16 protein-coding genes are annotated in these 16,033 nt (G+C 71.8%); 7 read left to right on the forward strand and 9 right to left on the reverse strand.

All coding sequences use genetic code 11. From position 1 onward, the window contains the following. Position 1: 1 nt before the first annotated feature. The 5 genes from AC0680_RS00495 (at position 2) to AC0680_RS00515 (ending at position 5,318) form a co-directional block, all read left to right on the forward strand. Complete coding sequence (locus tag AC0680_RS00495; protein WP_478623544.1) at positions 2-1,414, forward strand: phytoene desaturase family protein; 1,413 nt, start codon at positions 2-4, stop codon at positions 1,412-1,414. Between the two features lie 87 nt (positions 1,415-1,501). Continuing rightward, positions 1,502-2,041 (forward strand): O-acetyl-ADP-ribose deacetylase, encoded by a 540-nt coding sequence (locus AC0680_RS00500; RefSeq protein ID WP_478623546.1) that lies wholly within the window; start codon positions 1,502-1,504, stop codon positions 2,039-2,041. A 138-nt stretch (positions 2,042-2,179) separates the two neighbouring features. Then, complete coding sequence (gene pip / locus AC0680_RS00505; protein ID WP_478623548.1) at positions 2,180-3,196, forward strand: prolyl aminopeptidase; 1,017 nt, start codon at positions 2,180-2,182, stop codon at positions 3,194-3,196. 79 nt (positions 3,197-3,275) lie between these two features. Continuing rightward, positions 3,276-4,748 carry an AlkA N-terminal domain-containing protein gene (locus tag AC0680_RS00510; protein ID WP_478623550.1) on the forward strand — a complete coding sequence of 491 codons (1,473 nt, stop codon included), beginning with the start codon at positions 3,276-3,278 and terminating at the stop codon, positions 4,746-4,748. Positions 4,749-4,757: 9 nt separating this feature from the next. After that, positions 4,758-5,318: a methylated-DNA--[protein]-cysteine S-methyltransferase gene (locus AC0680_RS00515; RefSeq protein WP_478623552.1), complete on the forward strand. Its 561-nt coding sequence runs from the start codon at positions 4,758-4,760 to the stop codon at positions 5,316-5,318. Between the two features lie 50 nt (positions 5,319-5,368). Here AC0680_RS00515 and AC0680_RS00520 read toward each other — a convergent pair whose 3' ends face one another. Continuing rightward, positions 5,369-6,022, reverse strand: coding sequence for a TetR/AcrR family transcriptional regulator (locus AC0680_RS00520; RefSeq protein WP_478623554.1), 654 nt, complete (start codon positions 6,020-6,022; stop codon positions 5,369-5,371). A gap of 121 nt (positions 6,023-6,143) precedes the next feature. On the opposite strand from AC0680_RS00520, the gene AC0680_RS00525 reads away from it, so the two are divergent. Beyond that, on the forward strand, positions 6,144-6,779 hold the full coding sequence (locus AC0680_RS00525; protein WP_478623556.1) for an NAD(P)-dependent oxidoreductase: 636 nt from the start codon (positions 6,144-6,146) through the stop codon (positions 6,777-6,779). Positions 6,780-6,797: 18 nt separating this feature from the next. Here the strand turns inward: AC0680_RS00525 and AC0680_RS00530 are convergent, their stop codons facing one another. Together AC0680_RS00530 and AC0680_RS00535 are read right to left on the reverse strand one after the other, a co-directional pair. Next, entirely contained in the window at positions 6,798-7,586 is a 789-nt protein-coding gene (locus AC0680_RS00530; RefSeq protein ID WP_478624446.1) for a nucleotidyltransferase domain-containing protein, read from the reverse strand. A 123-nt stretch (positions 7,587-7,709) separates the two neighbouring features. Beyond that, positions 7,710-8,216, reverse strand: a complete 507-nt coding sequence (locus AC0680_RS00535; RefSeq protein WP_478624447.1) for an NUDIX domain-containing protein — start codon at positions 8,214-8,216, stop codon at positions 7,710-7,712. Between the two features lie 193 nt (positions 8,217-8,409). Here AC0680_RS00535 and AC0680_RS00540 point away from each other — a divergent pair, with 193 nt between their 5' ends. After that, positions 8,410-9,534: a glycerate kinase gene (locus AC0680_RS00540; RefSeq protein ID WP_478624449.1), complete on the forward strand. Its 1,125-nt coding sequence runs from the start codon at positions 8,410-8,412 to the stop codon at positions 9,532-9,534. Between the two features lie 98 nt (positions 9,535-9,632). Here the strand turns inward: AC0680_RS00540 and pssA are convergent, their stop codons facing one another. From pssA to AC0680_RS00570, 6 genes are all read right to left on the reverse strand, one after another. Then, a complete protein-coding gene (gene pssA, locus AC0680_RS00545; RefSeq protein WP_478623558.1) occupies positions 9,633-10,496 on the reverse strand; it encodes a CDP-diacylglycerol--serine O-phosphatidyltransferase in 864 nt (287 codons plus the stop codon). Then, positions 10,483-11,130 carry a phosphatidylserine decarboxylase gene (locus tag AC0680_RS00550; RefSeq protein WP_030079423.1) on the reverse strand — a complete coding sequence of 216 codons (648 nt, stop codon included), beginning with the start codon at positions 11,128-11,130 and terminating at the stop codon, positions 10,483-10,485. The genes pssA and AC0680_RS00550 overlap by 14 nt, the downstream gene beginning before the upstream one ends. A gap of 170 nt (positions 11,131-11,300) precedes the next feature. Next, a complete protein-coding gene (locus AC0680_RS00555; RefSeq protein WP_478623561.1) occupies positions 11,301-12,506 on the reverse strand; it encodes an acyl-CoA dehydrogenase family protein in 1,206 nt (401 codons plus the stop codon). 6 nt (positions 12,507-12,512) lie between these two features. Next, positions 12,513-13,037: a MaoC family dehydratase gene (locus AC0680_RS00560; protein WP_384432935.1), complete on the reverse strand. Its 525-nt coding sequence runs from the start codon at positions 13,035-13,037 to the stop codon at positions 12,513-12,515. 5 nt (positions 13,038-13,042) lie between these two features. Beyond that, positions 13,043-14,014 (reverse strand): HpcH/HpaI aldolase/citrate lyase family protein, encoded by a 972-nt coding sequence (locus tag AC0680_RS00565; RefSeq protein WP_384432932.1) that lies wholly within the window; start codon positions 14,012-14,014, stop codon positions 13,043-13,045. After that, positions 14,011-16,023, reverse strand: coding sequence for a protein meaA (locus tag AC0680_RS00570; RefSeq protein ID WP_478623565.1), 2,013 nt, complete (start codon positions 16,021-16,023; stop codon positions 14,011-14,013). The genes AC0680_RS00565 and AC0680_RS00570 overlap by 4 nt, the downstream gene beginning before the upstream one ends. Positions 16,024-16,033: the final 10 nt, after the last annotated feature.

Genomic DNA, 16,033 nt, shown 5'->3' on the forward strand with positions numbered 1-16,033 from the left:
GATGCTCGATGCCGTGGTGATCGGGGCGGGACCCAACGGCCTGACGGCGGCCGTCGAACTGGCCCGCCGTGGCATGTCCGTTGAGGTCTTCGAGGCCCGCGACACCATCGGCGGCGGCGCCCGTACCGAGGAGCTGACCCTCCCCGGTTTCCGCCACGACCCCTGCTCCGCCGTCCATCCGACCGGCGTGGGCTCACCCGCCTTCGCCAGGATGCCGCTGGAGCGCTACGGCCTCGAATGGCTGCACCCGGACCTCCCGATGGCGCATCCGTTCCCGGACGGTACGGCCGCCGTGCTCGCCCACTCCGTCGGCGAGACCGCGATGTCCTTCGGCCCGCGCGACGCCGGCACCTACCGCAGGCTCGTCGCGCCGTTCATCGGCAAGTGGGAGGCCATGGCCCATGACTTCCTGCGCACCCAGTGGCTCGGCCTGCCCTCCGAGCCGCTGACCTACGCCCGCTTCGGCCTGGTCGCGGCGCAGCCGGTCACCCTCCTCAACCGCCGCTTCCAGGACGAGAAGGCCCGCGGGCTGATGGCCGGCCTCGCGGCGCACGCCATCGCCCCGCTCGGCGGCGTCGGCACCTCCGGCATCGCCCTGATGTTCGCGCTCGCCGCGCACGCCAAGGGCTGGCCGGTGGCGCGCGGCGGCTCGCAGGCCATCTCCGACGCGCTCGCCGGGCTGCTGCGCGCCCACGGAGGAGCGGTGCACACCGACTTCGAGGTCAAGCGCCTGGACGACCTCCCGCCGGCCCGTGCGTATGTCTTCGACACCTCCCCGACCGCGCTGGCCCGCATCGCCGGCCTGGGCAACGCCTACCGCGACGTCACCTACGGGCCCAGCGTCTTCAAAATCGACTACGCGCTGTCCGGCCCGGTGCCGTGGACGGCCAAGGCCGCCCGCCGTGCCGGCACCGTCCACATCGGCCCCACCAGCGGCGAGATCTCCGCCGCGCTGGACGCCGCAAGCCGTGGCCAGGACCCGTCCGTACCCTTCCTGATCACCGCTCAGCCCAGCCTGATCGACCCCACCCGCGCTCCCGAGGGCAAGCATGTCTTCTGGGCCTACGGGCACGTCCCCAACGGCTGGGAGGGCGACGCGACCGAGGTCGTCGAGCGGCAGATCGAGCGCTTCGCCCCCGGCTTCCGCGACCTCGTGCTGGCCCGAGCGGTCGCCGGACCGCCGCAACTCGCCGCCCGCAACGCCAACTACGTCGGCGGCGACACCGCCACCGGCTCCGCGGCCGGTCTGCGTCTGCTGATCCGCCCGAAGCTCACCCGGGTGCCCTACGAAACCGCCCACCCCGCCGTCTTCCTCTGCTCCCAGGCCACCCCACCCGGCCCGGGTGTCCATGGGATGTCGGGCCATTACGCGGCCAAGACCGTATGGCGCCGGTTGCGCGCGGCCCGTCGTTAGGGCGCGGCGGCGCGTGGGGGCGCCGGTTGTGCGCGGCCCGTCGTCAGTCCACGGACAGCGACGGCCGAAGCCCTACGCTCGGATCCCATGAGCGCCAAGAGCACCTCCCTCACCCTCATCCAGGGCGACATCACCGAACAGGCCGTCGACGCCGTGGTCAACGCCGCCAACTCCTCGCTCCTCGGCGGCGGGGGAGTGGACGGCGCGATCCACCGGCGCGGCGGCCCGGAGATCCTGGCCGAGTGCCGTGCGCTGCGTGCCGCGCGGTACGGGCGCGGCCTGCCCACCGGCCAGGCCGTCGCGACCACCGCCGGGCGGCTGCCGGCGCGCTGGGTGGTCCACACCGTCGGCCCGGTGCACTCCGACAGCGAGGACCGCACCGACCTGCTCGCCTCCTGCTACACCCAGTCGCTCCAGGTGGCCGCGGAGCTCGGCGCCCGTACCGTCGCCTTCCCCGCCGTCTCCACCGGCGTCTACCGCTGGCCGGTCGCCGACGCCGCCCGGACCGCCGTCGCCACCGTCCGCGCCGCGGTCGCCGCGTCCCCGGACGCCTTCGACGAGATCCGCTTCGTCGTCTTCGACGACCGCGCCCGCGAGGCCTACGAGGCGGCCCTGGCCGAGTCCTGACGGCCACTCACCTCCGGCAAGGGGACGGAGCCGCGTCAGGCGGTACAGCTCTCCCGGCGCCATGGTCGCCTGCCGCCACGGCCTCCCGCCGCCGTGGTCCGCCACCGGCCCGTACCGACGGCATGACACCCTGTCGGCATGGTCGACGCGCAGGTGTCAACGCCCTCTGAAGAGACGCTCCGTGAGCTGTATCCGCCACTGGAGCCCTACGACACCGGCATGCTCGACGCCGGCGACGGCAACCTCGTGTACTGGGAGGTCTGCGGCAACCCGGAGGGCAAGCCCGCCCTGGTCGTCCACGGCGGGCCGGGGTCGGGGTGCACCACCGGGGCGCGCCGGTACTTCGATCCGGACCGCTACCGGATCGTCCTCTTCGACCAGCGCGGCTGCGGGCGCAGCACCCCGCACGCGAGCGATCCGGCCACGGACCTGCGGCACAACACGACGGACCATCTGCTCGCCGACATGGAGCGGCTGCGCCACCACCTGCGCATCGACCGCTGGCTGCTGTTCGGCGGCTCCTGGGGCTCGACGCTGATCCTGGCGTACGCGCAACGCCACCCCGAGCGGGTGTCGGAGATCGTCATCCCCAGCGTCACCACGACCCGGCGCTCGGAGATCGACTGGCTCTACCGGGGTGTCGGCCGGTTCTTCCCCGAGCAGTGGGAACGCTTTCTCGCCGGTGCGCCCGGGACGGACCGGGACGGTGACGTCGTCGGTGCGTACGCGCGCCTGATGGCGGACCCCGACCCGGCGGTCCGGGAGCGGGCCACCGCCGACTGGTGCGCGTGGGAGGACGCGGTGCTCTCCCTGGAGCCGTCCGGCCCGGCCAACCCCTACCGCGACCGGCCGTCGAAGGCGCGGCTCGGCCTGGTGCGGATCTGCTCGCACTACTTCTCGCACGGAGCCTGGCTGGAGGAGGGCGCCCTGCTGCGCGACGCCGGGCGGCTGGCGGGCATCCCCGGCGTGCTCGTCCACGGCCGCCAGGACCTGGGCACGCCCCTGCACACCGCCTGGGAACTGGCCCGCGCCTGGCCCACCGCCCGGCTGATCGTGGTCCACGACGCGGGGCACAAGGGGAGCGGGACGATGCGGCACGAGGTGATCGGGGCGCTGGACCGCTTCGCGGCGAACGGAACACCTGAGGCCGGGTGACCCGGGCCGGTCCTGGTCACCCGACCTTGATGTCGGATTTCCGCCAGCCGTGGCCCGCCCCCTGGGCAATCCTGGGGGCATGCACACCGACACCGAGCGCTGTCTGCGCGCCGTGCAGTCCAAGGACGCCCGCTTCGACGGCTGGTTCTACACGGCGGTGCTCACCACCCGTATCTACTGCCGTCCCAGCTGCCCCGTGGTGCCGCCCAAGCCCGAGAACATGCGCTTCTACCCGAGTGCCGCCGCCGCCCAGCAGGCCGGGTTCCGGGCCTGCAAACGCTGCCGCCCGGACGCCAGCCCCGGGTCACCGCAGTGGGACGAGCGGGCCGATCTCACCGCCCGCGCCATGCGGCTGATCGCCGACGGCATCGTCGACCGCGAGGGCGTGCCCGGCCTCGCGGCCCGGCTCGGTTACAGCACCCGGCAGATCGAGCGGCAGCTGCTGGCCGAGCTGGGCGCCGGGCCGCTCGCCCTGGCCCGCGCCCAGCGCGCACAGACCGCCCGGCTCCTGGTGGAGACCACCGCGCTGCCGATGGCCGAGGTCGCCTTCGCCGCCGGCTTCGCCAGCATCCGCACCTTCAACGAGACGGTGCGGGAGGTCTTCGCGCTCTCCCCGACCGAACTGCGCCAGCGTGCCCGGCCCGGCCCGCGCGCGGCGGTCCCCGGCACGCTCGCGCTGCGACTGCCCTTCCGGCAGCCGCTGAACCCCGACAACCTCTTCGGGCATCTCGCGGCCACCGCCGTCCCCGGCGTCGAGGAGTGGCGCAACGGCGCCTATCGCCGCACCCTGCGTCTCCCCTACGGGCACGGCATCGTCGCGCTCGCACCCCGGCCGGACCACATCGACTGCCGGCTAGCCCTGACCGACCTGCGCGATCTGGCCGGCGCCATCGCCCGCTGCCGCCGGCTGCTCGACCTCGACGCGGACCCGGAAGCCGTCGACGGGCTGCTGCGGGAGGACCCGCAGCTGGCGCCGCTGGTGGCCAAGGCGCCCGGCCGGCGGGTCCCGCGCACCGTCGACGCCGCCGAGTTCGCCCTCCGCGCGGTCCTCGGCCAGCAGATCTCCACCGCGGCCGCCCGTACCCACGCCGGACGGCTGGTGCACGCCCACGGCGAGCGGGTCGACGACCCGGGCGGCGGCCTTGGCCACCTCTTCCCGTCCGCCGCCGCGCTCGCCGAGCTCGACCCGGAGTCCCTGGCCATGCCCCGCACCCGCCGCGCCACGCTCACCGGAGTCATCGCCGCTCTCGGCTCCGGAGCGCTGCGACTCGGCGTCGGCAGCGACCGGGACGAGGCCCGCGCCCAGCTCGCCGCGCTGCCCGGCGTCGGTCCCTGGACCGTCGAATGCATCGCCATGCGCGGCCTCGGCGACCCGGACGCCTTCACCCCGACCGACCTCGGACTGCGTCGCGCGGCCGCCGGCCTCGGCCTGCCGCACACCCTGGCGGCCCTGGTGCGGCACTCCGCGGTCTGGCGCCCCTGGCGCGCCTACGCCGTCCAGTACCTCTGGGCGACCGACGACCACCCCATCAACCACCTCCCGACGAACTGAGCCGCAGCCATGACCGTGCACACACCCGAACCCCGGGACGACGCAGCCCCCCTCACCCACACCGTCCTGACCGGCACCCCGGTGGGACCCCTCACCCTCGTCGCCGCCGGAGAGGCGCTCACCGGCCTCTACATGACCGACCAGCGCCATCGCCCGCCCCAGGAGACCTTCGGCAGCCCGGCGGACCCCGGCGAGCCGCCGTTCGCCGCGGCGATCGCCCAGCTCCGGGCCTATTTCCGCGGCGAATCGACCACTTTCGACCTGCCGCTCGCGCTGCGCGGTACGCCGTTCCAGCGCCGCGTCTGGGCGGCGCTGTGCACCATCCCGTACGGCGAGACGCTCTCGTACGGGCAGCTCGCCGAACGGATCGGGGCGCCGTCGGCGGCCCGTGCGGTCGGCCTGGCCAACGGGCGCAACCCGATCGGCATCATCGTCCCCTGCCACCGCGTCGTCGGCGCCGACGGCAGCCTCACCGGCTACGGCGGCGGCCTGGACCGCAAGCGCCGGCTGCTCGCCTTCGAACGGTCCGAGGCAGCGGACACGCTGTTCCCGGCGGAGGCGTGCGGCTGACGTGAGCCCTGTGCCACGGGGGTGCCCCGGTGGGGCAGGCGAAGGCGCTCCTAGGTCCGCGGGGTGAGGCCGTCGAGCAGGGCCCGTGCGGTCTGTGCCGCGAACTCCTCCTCGGTCTCGGGCAGCAGTGCGCCGGCCGGCGCCTCGGTGCCGAAGAACAGGTCGAGGAAGGCCCGGTGGAAGCAGGCCCCGATGAGCAGTGTGGCGGCCGCGTGCGGGTCGACGGTGGACGAGACCCGGCCCAGCGCCTGCTCGGCCCGCAGGTAGCCGGCCAGATGCTGGCTGGCGTTCTGCGGCCCGGCGGTGCCCAGCTCGTCCAGCTTGCGGCGGTGCGTCGCCAGCAGCTCCGGACTGGCGAAGAGCGACGCCGCCATCGGGAAGGCACGCCGGTAGAAGCGGACGGCCGCCAGCGCCACCTCCTGGAGGTGCCCGGCCGGGCCGCGTTCGTCGCCCACGACGTCCGGCAGCTGCTCCAGCGCCGTAGAGAACCGCGGGGCGCGCTCGTGCAGCACCCGGACGAAGATCTCCTCCTTGTTGCGGAAGTGCTTGTACAGCGCCGCCTCGGAGCACCCGGCCTCCCGGGCGATCTGCTTCGTAGTCGTGCGGGTCAGCCCCACGGTCGCCATCAGAGTGGCGGCGGCGTCGAGGATGCGGGCGCGCGTGCGGGCGCCTCCGGTCAGCGGAGCGGCGGCGTCTTGGGGCATGGCCCCGATCCTACATTGACAGGTGAGTGGGTACTCACTCACACTCCTCGGTGAGTGAGTACCCACTCACCTGGCGTGTGCATCCCGCATCCACGCGACACCCACTCATCCCGGGAGAGGCATGAAGCTCACCGTTCTCGGCGCGTCGGGCGGCGTCGGCCGGTACCTCGTCCGCCACGCGCTGGCCGACGGACACGAGGTGACCGCCGCGCTGCGCAGCCCGGAGAAGCTCACCGAGCGGCACGACCGCCTGACCGTCGTCCGCGCGGACGCGCTCGACGCCGCCTCCGTCGAGGCCGTGGTCGACGGGGCCGACGCGGTGCTCTCCGGCATGGGCCAGGTCGGCCGGCACGACCCGCTGCGGCCCGCTTCCACCTCGGCCCGCGCGGTGGTCGAGGCGATGAAGTCCACCGGCGTACGGCGCGTGCTCATGATCAGCGCGGGCCCGCTCAACCGCGCCGGCACCGGCCAGCCGTTCGTCAGCCACCGGGTGTTCGGGCCGCTGCTGTGGGCGGTCCTCAAGGAGCTGTACACCGACCTGGAGCGCATGGAGGCCGTACTGCGCGGCAGCGGCCTGGACTGGACCGCGGTCCGCCCGCCCCGCCTGCTCGACAAGCCGGGCGAGGGCCGCTACCGCCACGCCGTCGAAGCCGGCCCGGCCGGAGCGTCCATCGCCCGCGCCGACGTGGCCCGCGCCATGCTCGATTTCCTCGCCGATCCGCGGACCTACGGCCACACGGTCGGCATCAGCCGCTGAGCCACCGCCGGGCCGGGCTCAGTCCGCCGCCGACGCGGTGGGCGGACTCTGGCCGTCCACCACCGCCCGCACCTCCGCCACCAGCCGCTCCGCCTGCGCCAGCGCACGGCGCAACTCCTCCTCCGCGGGCCCGAGCCGGGACAGCACGGCGGCGGCGCGGTCCCCGAAGCCGGACGGTGTCCGCGGCAGCGCCGCGGCCGCCGCCAGCGCGCCCTTCTCGTTGAGGCACCAGACACCGTGGTGCGCGTGCAGCGCCTGGACGAGGTGGCCGACGGCGCGGGACAGGCACAGCGCCGCGTGCAGCACGTCCCGCGTCGCGTACGACCGGCCGGCCATCGCCGTCGAGAACCCGGCGTCCCAGACCGCGGCACCGGTCAGCGCCGTGCGCAGCGCCGGCGGGTAGTCCTGGGCCGCCTTCTTCAGACGGGCCAGCTCGCCGTCGGTGTCGGCGAGCACCCGGCCCAGCGCCGCCTCACCCGGGTAGGCGGGTGACCAGAAGCCGAGCGGATGACCGGCCTGGACGCCGATCTCGAAGCGGCCGGCGCGGCATTCCTCCCACACCCGCCACACCCGGTCGACGTCCCGCAGGATCCAGTCCATACGGCTCCCGTCAGGCAGCACGAGCCAGGCACCGCCGTTGACCCACGCGCCCCAGGACCCCGGCGCGTACACCTCGACGGGCTCGCCGGTCAGCTCCGCGGCCAGCGTCCCGAGCGCCGCCAGATCCGGCTCGCCCCGGTAGTAGAGCCCCAGGTCCCAGTCGGAGTCCGGTCGGTGCGTCCCCCGCGCCCGGCTCCCCCCGAGCATCACCCCGACCACTCCGGGCACCCGCGCGACCTTGGCGGCGATCTCTCCCACGGTGTCTTCCACAGGAGCAATCTAGGCGCGCGGGCGGCCGCGGTTCACGTCATTTTCCCGGCTACCGCCGGCTCACCTTCCCCACGTGCCGCCGGCGACCACCGGCGGCACCCCGTCCTCCAGCTCCGCCGGTCCGCGGCCGTCCGCGAGGGCCTTGAGGGCGGCGCCGATGCGCAGCGCCATGGCCCGGTTCACCAGGGTCTGCGCCTCGTCCCAATGGACCAGCCGCCACGACAGCAGCTCCTCCTCCTGCAGCCGGATGGCGGCGAGCCGGTCCGCGTCCAGCACTCCGCCGTCGAAGAGGTACGACACCAACGGAGGCCGCCCCTCCCCGCGCACCCAGTCGACGGCGAGCAGCGGGCCCAGCTCGACGTCCAGGCCGATCTCCTCGGCGGTCTCGCGGCGCGCGGCCTGGCGGGGCGACTCGCCGCGGTCCGACTCGACGGTCCCGCCCGGCAGGATCCAGGTGTCGCGATAGTTGGGCTCCACGAGCAGAATGCGACCCTCCGCGTCACGGAAGATCGCTCCAGCCCCCGCGAGAACACGGGGCAGTCCGGCAAGGTACGTGGCGTAATCCATGGTCGTCACGGCGCGAGCCTAGAGCCTGCCCGGCTGATCTTCGAGGGCGCACTTTGGTGCGTTCGGGAGCGCCCGCGACCGATGTGCCCTGTTCGCCGGGCCGCCGGCCGGATAAGGTCACAGCGGCGCGACTGCCAGTTCGAAAGCAAGGGGAAACACGGTGGCGGACGCAGCAAGGACACACACAGCACATGTGCTGATCGCCGCGGACAAGTTCAAGGGTTCGCTCACGGCCGTCGAGGTCGCCGAGCACGTCACGGCCGGTCTGCGGCGCGTGGTCCCCGATCTGGACGTGGCGGCCGTCCCGGTCGCGGACGGCGGCGACGGCACGGTTGCGGCGGCGCTCGCGGCGGGTTTCACCCGCCATGAGGCACGGGTCACCGGCCCCACCGGCGTGCCGGTGACGGCCACCATCGCGCTGCGCGACGACGGCACCGCGGTGGTGGAGATGGCGGAGGCGTCCGGCCTCCAGCACCTGCCCGGGGGCGTCTTCGCCCCCCTGACGGCGACCACGTACGGCACCGGGGAGCTGCTGCTGGCGGCCCTGGACGCGGGCGCGACCACCATCGTCTTCGGCGTCGGCGGCAGCGCCACGACCGACGGCGGCGCGGGCATGCTCGCGGCGCTTGGCGCCCGCTTCCTCGACGCGGACGGTGCGCCGGTCGCCCCCGGCGGCGGCCCGCTGCGCGATCTGGCCACGGCCGACCTGTCCGGCCTGGACCCCCGGCTGGCCAAGACCGAGATCGTGCTCGCCAGCGACGTCGACAATCCGCTGACGGGTCCCAAGGGCGCCCCGGCGGTCTACGGGCCGCAGAAGGGTGCCAGTGCGGACGACGTGGCCACGCTCGACGCCGCCCTCGCGCACTACGCCGAGGTGCTGGCGCGCGCGGTCGGCCCCAAGGCCGCCGAGCACGCCCTGGCGCCCGGCGCGGGCGCGGCCGGCGGCATCGGCTACGGGGCGCTGGTGGGTCTGGACGCGGCCTTCCGGCCGGGCATCGAGGTCATGCTCGATGTGCTGGGCTTCGCCCCGGCCCTGGCGAAGGCCACCTTCGTGATCACCGGCGAGGGCTCGCTGGACGAGCAGACCCTGCACGGCAAGGCACCGGCCGGTGTCGCCGCCGCCGCCCGGGCGGCCGGCCTGGACGTGGTCGCGGTCTGCGGCCGGCTCCAGCTGCCGCAGGAGGCCCTGAGCCGGGCCGGTATCCAGCGCGCGTACGCCCTGACGGACCTGGAGTCCGACCCGGCCCGCTGCATGGCCGAGGCGGGCCCGCTGCTGGAGCGGGCGGCGCAGGACCTGGCCCGCGACTTCCTGGTCTGAGGCCGGCCCCGGCGCACACGCCGCAGCAACGCCGAGAGCCCCGAGCGAATCGTTCGCTCGGGGCTCTCGGCGTTGCGTTACGGGATGCCGCGTCTGCGCTAGGGCAGCTGCGCGGCGCGGGACTCGGCCCGCGACTCGCGGCGGTTGTCGCGGAAGGTGTTGACCCTCCGGGCCGTCGCGAACAGCGGGATCATCGCGCCCAGGACCACCTGGAGGGAGCAGCCGGTCTGCAGCAGCAGCTGGCCGCCGGGGGCGTCCAGCGCCCAGGCCGCGAGCATGCCCATGCTGAGCACGATCCAGCTGAGCATCGCCACCGCGAGCCTGCCGCGCGGCTTGGGGTACTCGACCCGGCTCACCATCAGCCAGGCCACCCCGATGATCGCCAGCAGCGTGGGCAGGAACGGCAGCTCCAGCAGCACGATCGCCACGACGCTCAGGGCGCCGAAGGGGCTCGGCATGCCCTGGAAGATCCCGTCGCGCAGGGTGACACAGGAGAACCGCGCGAGCCGCAGCACCACCGCCAGCAGCACCACGACCGCGGCCACCAGGGACACCCGCTGGTGCGCGCTTTGGAGGGCGACCATGCCCCAGGTCACGACGAAGTACGCGGGCGCCAGCCCGAAGCTGATCAGGTCCGAGAGGTTGTCGAGCTCGGCCCCCATCGCCGAGGCCCGCAGCTTGCGTGCCACCAGCCCGTCGAAGAGGTCGAAGACCGACGCGAGCAGCATCAGGATCACGGCCATGGCCGCGCTGTGCCGGGCCATCCCGCCGTCCTCGGTCCCCGTGAGGTGCGGGATGAGGACTCCGGTGGTGGTGAAGTACACCGCCATGAAGCCGCAGATCGCGTTGCCGAGGGTGAGGGTGTCCGCTATTGACAGCCGCGTGGACAGCGGCATGTCGTCCTCGTCCTCGTCGGTCTCGGGTGCCCAGCCCGCCTGTGTCTCGGGATCAATCACGGTCAAGTCGAGTCACCCCCGCGGTGGTGGCCTGGCCGACCTCGACCGCCACCTCGACGCCCTCCGGGAGGTAGACGTCGACGCGCGAGCCGAAGCGGATCAGACCGATCCGCTCGCCCTGCTCCACCTTGGTGCCCTCGGGCACGTAGGGGACGATGCGGCGGGCCACCGCACCGGCGATCTGCACCATCTCGATGTCGCCGAGCTCGGTGTCGAAGTGCCAGACGACCCGCTCGTTGTTCTCGCTCTCCTTGTTGAACGCCGGAACGAACCCGCCGGGGATGTGCTCGACGGAGGTCACCGTGCCGGCCAGCGGCGCGCGGTTGACGTGGACGTTCAGCGGGCTCATGAAGATCGCGACGCGGGTGCGCCCGTCCTTCCACGGCATGATGCTCTGCACCACGCCGTCGGCCGGAGAGATGACGCGACCCTGAGCGATCTCCCGCTCGGGGTCGCGGAAGAACCACAGCATGCCCGCCGCCAGAGCAGTGGTGGGCACGGCAACGGCGGCCCAGCGACCCGACCGGCGGGACCGGGCGAGGCTGACCGCTGCCGTGGCAACGGTCGGCAGGAGCCACGGCGACGCTCCGCGCGCGAGGCGGACGCGACCGCGTTGTGCAGAGGATTGGCTGTGGGGCATGGATGACCTTCGTAGCGGAGGATGCCGCGTATGGATACGGGGGACGGCGGCTTTCCAAGGATGCTATCGGTTGCGAGCGGCAACTGGCCAAGAGCCAGCGCCAATCCGTGGCCGAAGTAGGATGACGGGGTGTGATCTTCGTCTAGGGTAAATCGGCCCAAACCGGGCGTTCACCCCTGGATTCGGTACTCCTCCAGTAGCCGGCGACCAATGATCATTTTCTGGATCTCGGCGGTACCTTCACCGATCAGGAGCATCGGGGCCTCGCGGTAGAGGCGCTCGATCTCGTACTCCTTCGAGAAGCCGTACCCGCCATGGATGCGGAACGCGTCTTCCACTACCTCCTTGCAGTACTCGGAGGCCAGGTACTTCGCCATGCCCGCCTCGAGGTCGTTTCGCTGGCCCGAGTCCTTTTTGCGAGCGGCGTTAACCATCATCGCATGGGCTGCTTCGACCTTTGTCGCCATTTCTGCCAATTTGAACTGAATGGCCTGATGCTGGGCGATCGGCTTGCCGAAGGCGTGTCGCTGCTGCGCGTAGGAAACGCCCAGCTCGAAGGCGCGCTGGGCGACGCCGCAGCCCCGTGCCGCCACATTGACCCGGCCGACCTCGACGCCGTCCATCATGTGATAGAAGCCACGTCCGGTCTGGCCGCCGAGCACCCGATCGGCGGGAATGCGCAGCCCGTCCATGATCAGTTCGGTGGTGTCGACGCCCTTGTAGCCCATTTTGTCGATCTTGCCCGGGATGGTCAGGCCGGGGCGCACCTCGCCGAACCCGGCCTCCTTCTCCACGAGGAAGGTCGTCATCGACTTGTGCGGAGCGGTGCCCTCCGGGTGGCCCTCGTCCGTACGGCACAGCACCGCCACGAGGGTGGACGAACCGCCGTTGGTGAGCCACATCTTCTGGCCGTTGAGGACGTAATCGTCGCCGTCCCGCACACCCTTGGAGGAGATGGCCGAAACGTCCGAGCCCAGCGCCGGCTCCGACATCGAGAAGGCGCCCCGGATTTCACCGGCCGCCATCTTCGGCAGGAAGTAGTCCTTCTGCTCCTGCGTGCCGTGCTGCTTGAGCATGTACGCCACGATGAAATGGGTGTTGATGATGCCGGAGACGCTCATCCACCCGCGGGCGATCTCCTCGACGGTCAGCGCGTAGGTGAGCAGGGACTCGCCCAGCCCGCCGTACTCCTCCGGAATCATCAGGCCGAACACGCCGAGTTCCTTCAGGCCCTCGACGATCTGCGTCGGGTACTCGTCGCGGTGTTCGAGCTCGGTGGCGACCGGCAGGATCTCCTTGTCCACGAAGTCGCGGACGGTGGAGAGGATTTCCCGCTGGATGTCGGTCAGGCCCTCGGTCTGCGCAAGACGGCTCATGGTGACTTACTTCTCCTTCTTGGCCGGCGGGGCCTTGAGCTCCGGGCGGCCGGGCTGTTCGCCGCCGCGCTCCTTGATGTAGGTGGCCGTCGGGACCATCACCTTGCGCCGGAAGACGCAGACCAGGGTCCCGTCCTGCTTGTAGCCCTTGGTCTCGACGTACACGATGCCGCGGTCGGACTTGGACTTCGACGGCGTCTTGTCGAGCACCGTGGTCTCGCCGTAGATCGTGTCGCCGTGGAAGGTCGGCGCCACGTGCTTCAGCGATTCGATCTCCAGATTGGCGATGGCCTTTCCGGAGACGTCCGGCACCGACATGCCCAGCAGCAGTGAGTAGATGTAGTTGCCGACGACGACGTTCTTTCCGAAGTCGGTGGTCTGCTCCGCGTAGTTGCTGTCCATGTGCAGCGGGTGATGGTTCATCGTGAGCAGGCAGAAGAGGTGGTCGTCGTATTCGGTGACGGTCTTCCCCGGCCAGTGCTTGTACACGTCGCCGATGGTGAACTCTTCATAGGTACGGCCGAACTGCATCGCGCTTATGCCTCCGGGGCCTCGAACTTGGACGTACGGATCATGCCGGCGGCCCGGCCCTTGCCGGCGATCACCAGCGCCATCTTCCGGCTCGCCTCGTCGATCATCTCGTCGCCGAGCATCGCGGAACCCTTGGCCCCGCCCGCCTCCGAGGTGTGCCACTCGTAGGCGTCCAGGATCAGCTCGGCGTGGTCGTAATCCTCCTGGGAGGGGGAGAACACCTCATTGGCGGCCTCGACCTGACCCGGGTGCAGCACCCACTTGCCGTCGAAGCCGAGCGCGGCGGCGCGGCCGGCCACCTCGCGATAGCCGTCAATGTTCTTGATCTGAAGGTACGGACCATCAATTGCCTGCAGATCGTAGGTCCGTGCCGCCATCAGGATGCGCATCAGAATGTAGTGATAGGCGTCCGCGCCATAGCCGGGCGGCTGCTCGCCGACCACCAGGGACTTCATGTTGATGGACGCCATGAAGTCGGCCGGGCCGAAGATGATGGTCTCCAGGCGCGGCGAGGCACCGGCGATCGCATCGACGTTCACCAGGCCCTTGGCGTTCTCGATCTGCGCCTCGATGCCGATCCGGCCGACCTCGAAGCCCATGGTCTTCTCGATCTGCGTCAGCAGCAGGTCCAGCGCCACGATCTGCTGGGCGTCCTGGACCTTCGGCAGCATGATGCAGTCGAGGTTCTGCCCCGCGCCCTCGACGACCGTGACGACATCGCGGTACGTCCAGTGCGTCGTCCAGTCGTTGACCCGTACGACCCGCGTCTTGCCGGTCCAGTCGCCGCCGTTCAGCGCGTCGACGATGGTGTGCCGCGCGCCCTCCTTGGCGAGTGGGGCGCAGGCGTCCTCCAGGTCCAGGAACACCTGGTCCGCGGGGAGGCCCTGGGCCTTCTCCAGGAAGCGCGGATTGCTGCCGGGGACCGCGAGGCACGAGCGGCGCGGCCGCAGTCGGCTGACAGGCGCTGGCGCTGTCATGCGGGGACCTCCAGGGGGTCGAGCTGGTTCGCTTTGCGGATCTCGTCGACGATACGGCCGATGATCTCCGTGATACCGAAGTCCTTCGGTGTGAAGACGGCCGCCACTCCGGCTTCCTTGAGCGCGGCCGCGTCGGCGGAGGGGATGATGCCGCCGACGATGACGGGCATGTCGTCCACGCCGGTACGGCGCAGCCGGGCCAGTACGTCCGGGACCAGCTCGGCGTGCGAGCCGGACAGGATGGACAGGCCGACGCAGTGCACGTCCTCGGCGACCGCCGCCGAGACGATCTGTTCCGGGGTGAGCCGGATGCCCTGGTAGATCACCTCGAAGCCGGCGTCCCTGGCCCGTACGGCGATCTGCTCGGCGCCGTTGCTGTGCCCGTCCAGGCCGGGCTTGCCGACCAGCAGCCGCAGCTTGCCGCTGCCGAGCTCGGCCGCGGTCTTGGCGACCTTCTCGCGGACCGCCGCCAGCGGGCTGCCCTCCTCGGCGGCGACCGCCAGGGGGGCGCTGGAGACACCCGTGGGCGCCCGGAACTCACCGAAGACGTCCCGCAGGGCCCAGGCCCACTCGCCGGTCGTCACACCGGCGCGGGCGCACTCCAGGGTGGCCGCGAAGAGGTTGGCGTCACCGGCCGCGGTCTTCTTCAGGGCCGACAGCGCCTCCTGGGCGCGCACCTCGTCGCGGTTGTCCCGCCAGTCGTGCAGGGCCTGCACGACCCGCGCTTCATTGGCCGGGTCGACGGTCATGATGGCGGTGTCGAGGTCCGCGGTGAGCGGGTTGGGCTCGGTGGACTCGAAGCAGTTGACGCCGACGATCTTCTCCTCGCCCGCCTCGATCCGGGCCCGTCGCTCGGCGTGCGCGGAGACCAGCTGCGACTTGAGGTAGCCGGACTCCACCGCGGCCATCGCGCCGCCCATCTCCTGGATCCGCTCGATCTCGGCGAAGCAGTCGGTGACCAGGGCGTCGACCTTGGCCTCGATGACGTGCGAGCCGGCGAAGATGTCCTCGTACTCCAGCAGGTCGCTCTCGTGCGCCAGGACCTGCTGGATGCGCAGCGACCACTGCTGGTCCCAGGGGCGCGGCAGGCCCAGTGCCTCGTTCCAGGCCGGGAGCTGCACGGCCCGGGCGCGGGCGTCCTTGGAGAGGGTGACGGCGAGCATCTCCAGCACGATCCGCTGGACGTTGTTCTCCGGCTGCGCCTCGGTCAGCCCGAGCGAGTTGACCTGGACGCCGTAGCGGAAGCGGCGCTGCTTGGGGTTGTCGATGCCGTAGCGCTCGCGGGTGATCCGGTCCCAGATGCGGCCGAAGGCGCGCATCTTGCACATCTCCTCGACGAACCGGACACCGGCGTTCACGAAGAACGAGATACGGGCCACGACGTCGCCGAACTTCTCCGGCGGCACCTGCCCGGAGTCGCGCACCGCGTCCAGCACCGCGATGGCGGTGGACATCGCGTACGCGATCTCCTGCACCGGCGTCGCCCCGGCCTCCTGCAGGTGGTAGCTGCAGATGTTGATCGGGTTCCACTTGGGGATGCTGGCCACCGTGTACGTGATCATGTCGGTGGTCAGTCGCAGGGAGGGCCCCGGCGGGAAGACGTGCGTCCCGCGCGAGAGGTACTCCTTGACGATGTCGTTCTGGGTGGTCCCCGACAGCTTGGTGATGTCGGCACCCTGCTCCTCGGCGACCACCTGGTACAGCGCCAGCAGCCACATCGCCGTCGCGTTGATGGTCATCGAGGTGTTCATCTGGTCCAGCGGGATGTCCTGGAACAGCCGCCGCATGTCACCCAGGTGCGACACCGGGACCCCGACCCGGCCGACCTCGCCGCGGGCGAGGACGTGGTCGGGGTCGTAGCCGGTCTGCGTCGGAAGGTCGAACGCGACCGACAGCCCGGTCTGCCCCTTGGCGAGGTTGCGCCGGTACAGCTCATTGGACGCCTCGGCGGTGGAATGCCCGGCGTAGGTCCGCATCAGCCACGGACGATCCTTCTGACGCTCAGTCATATCAGGCCCG

It is taken from the genome of Streptomyces sp. NPDC043738, assembly GCF_056436545.1.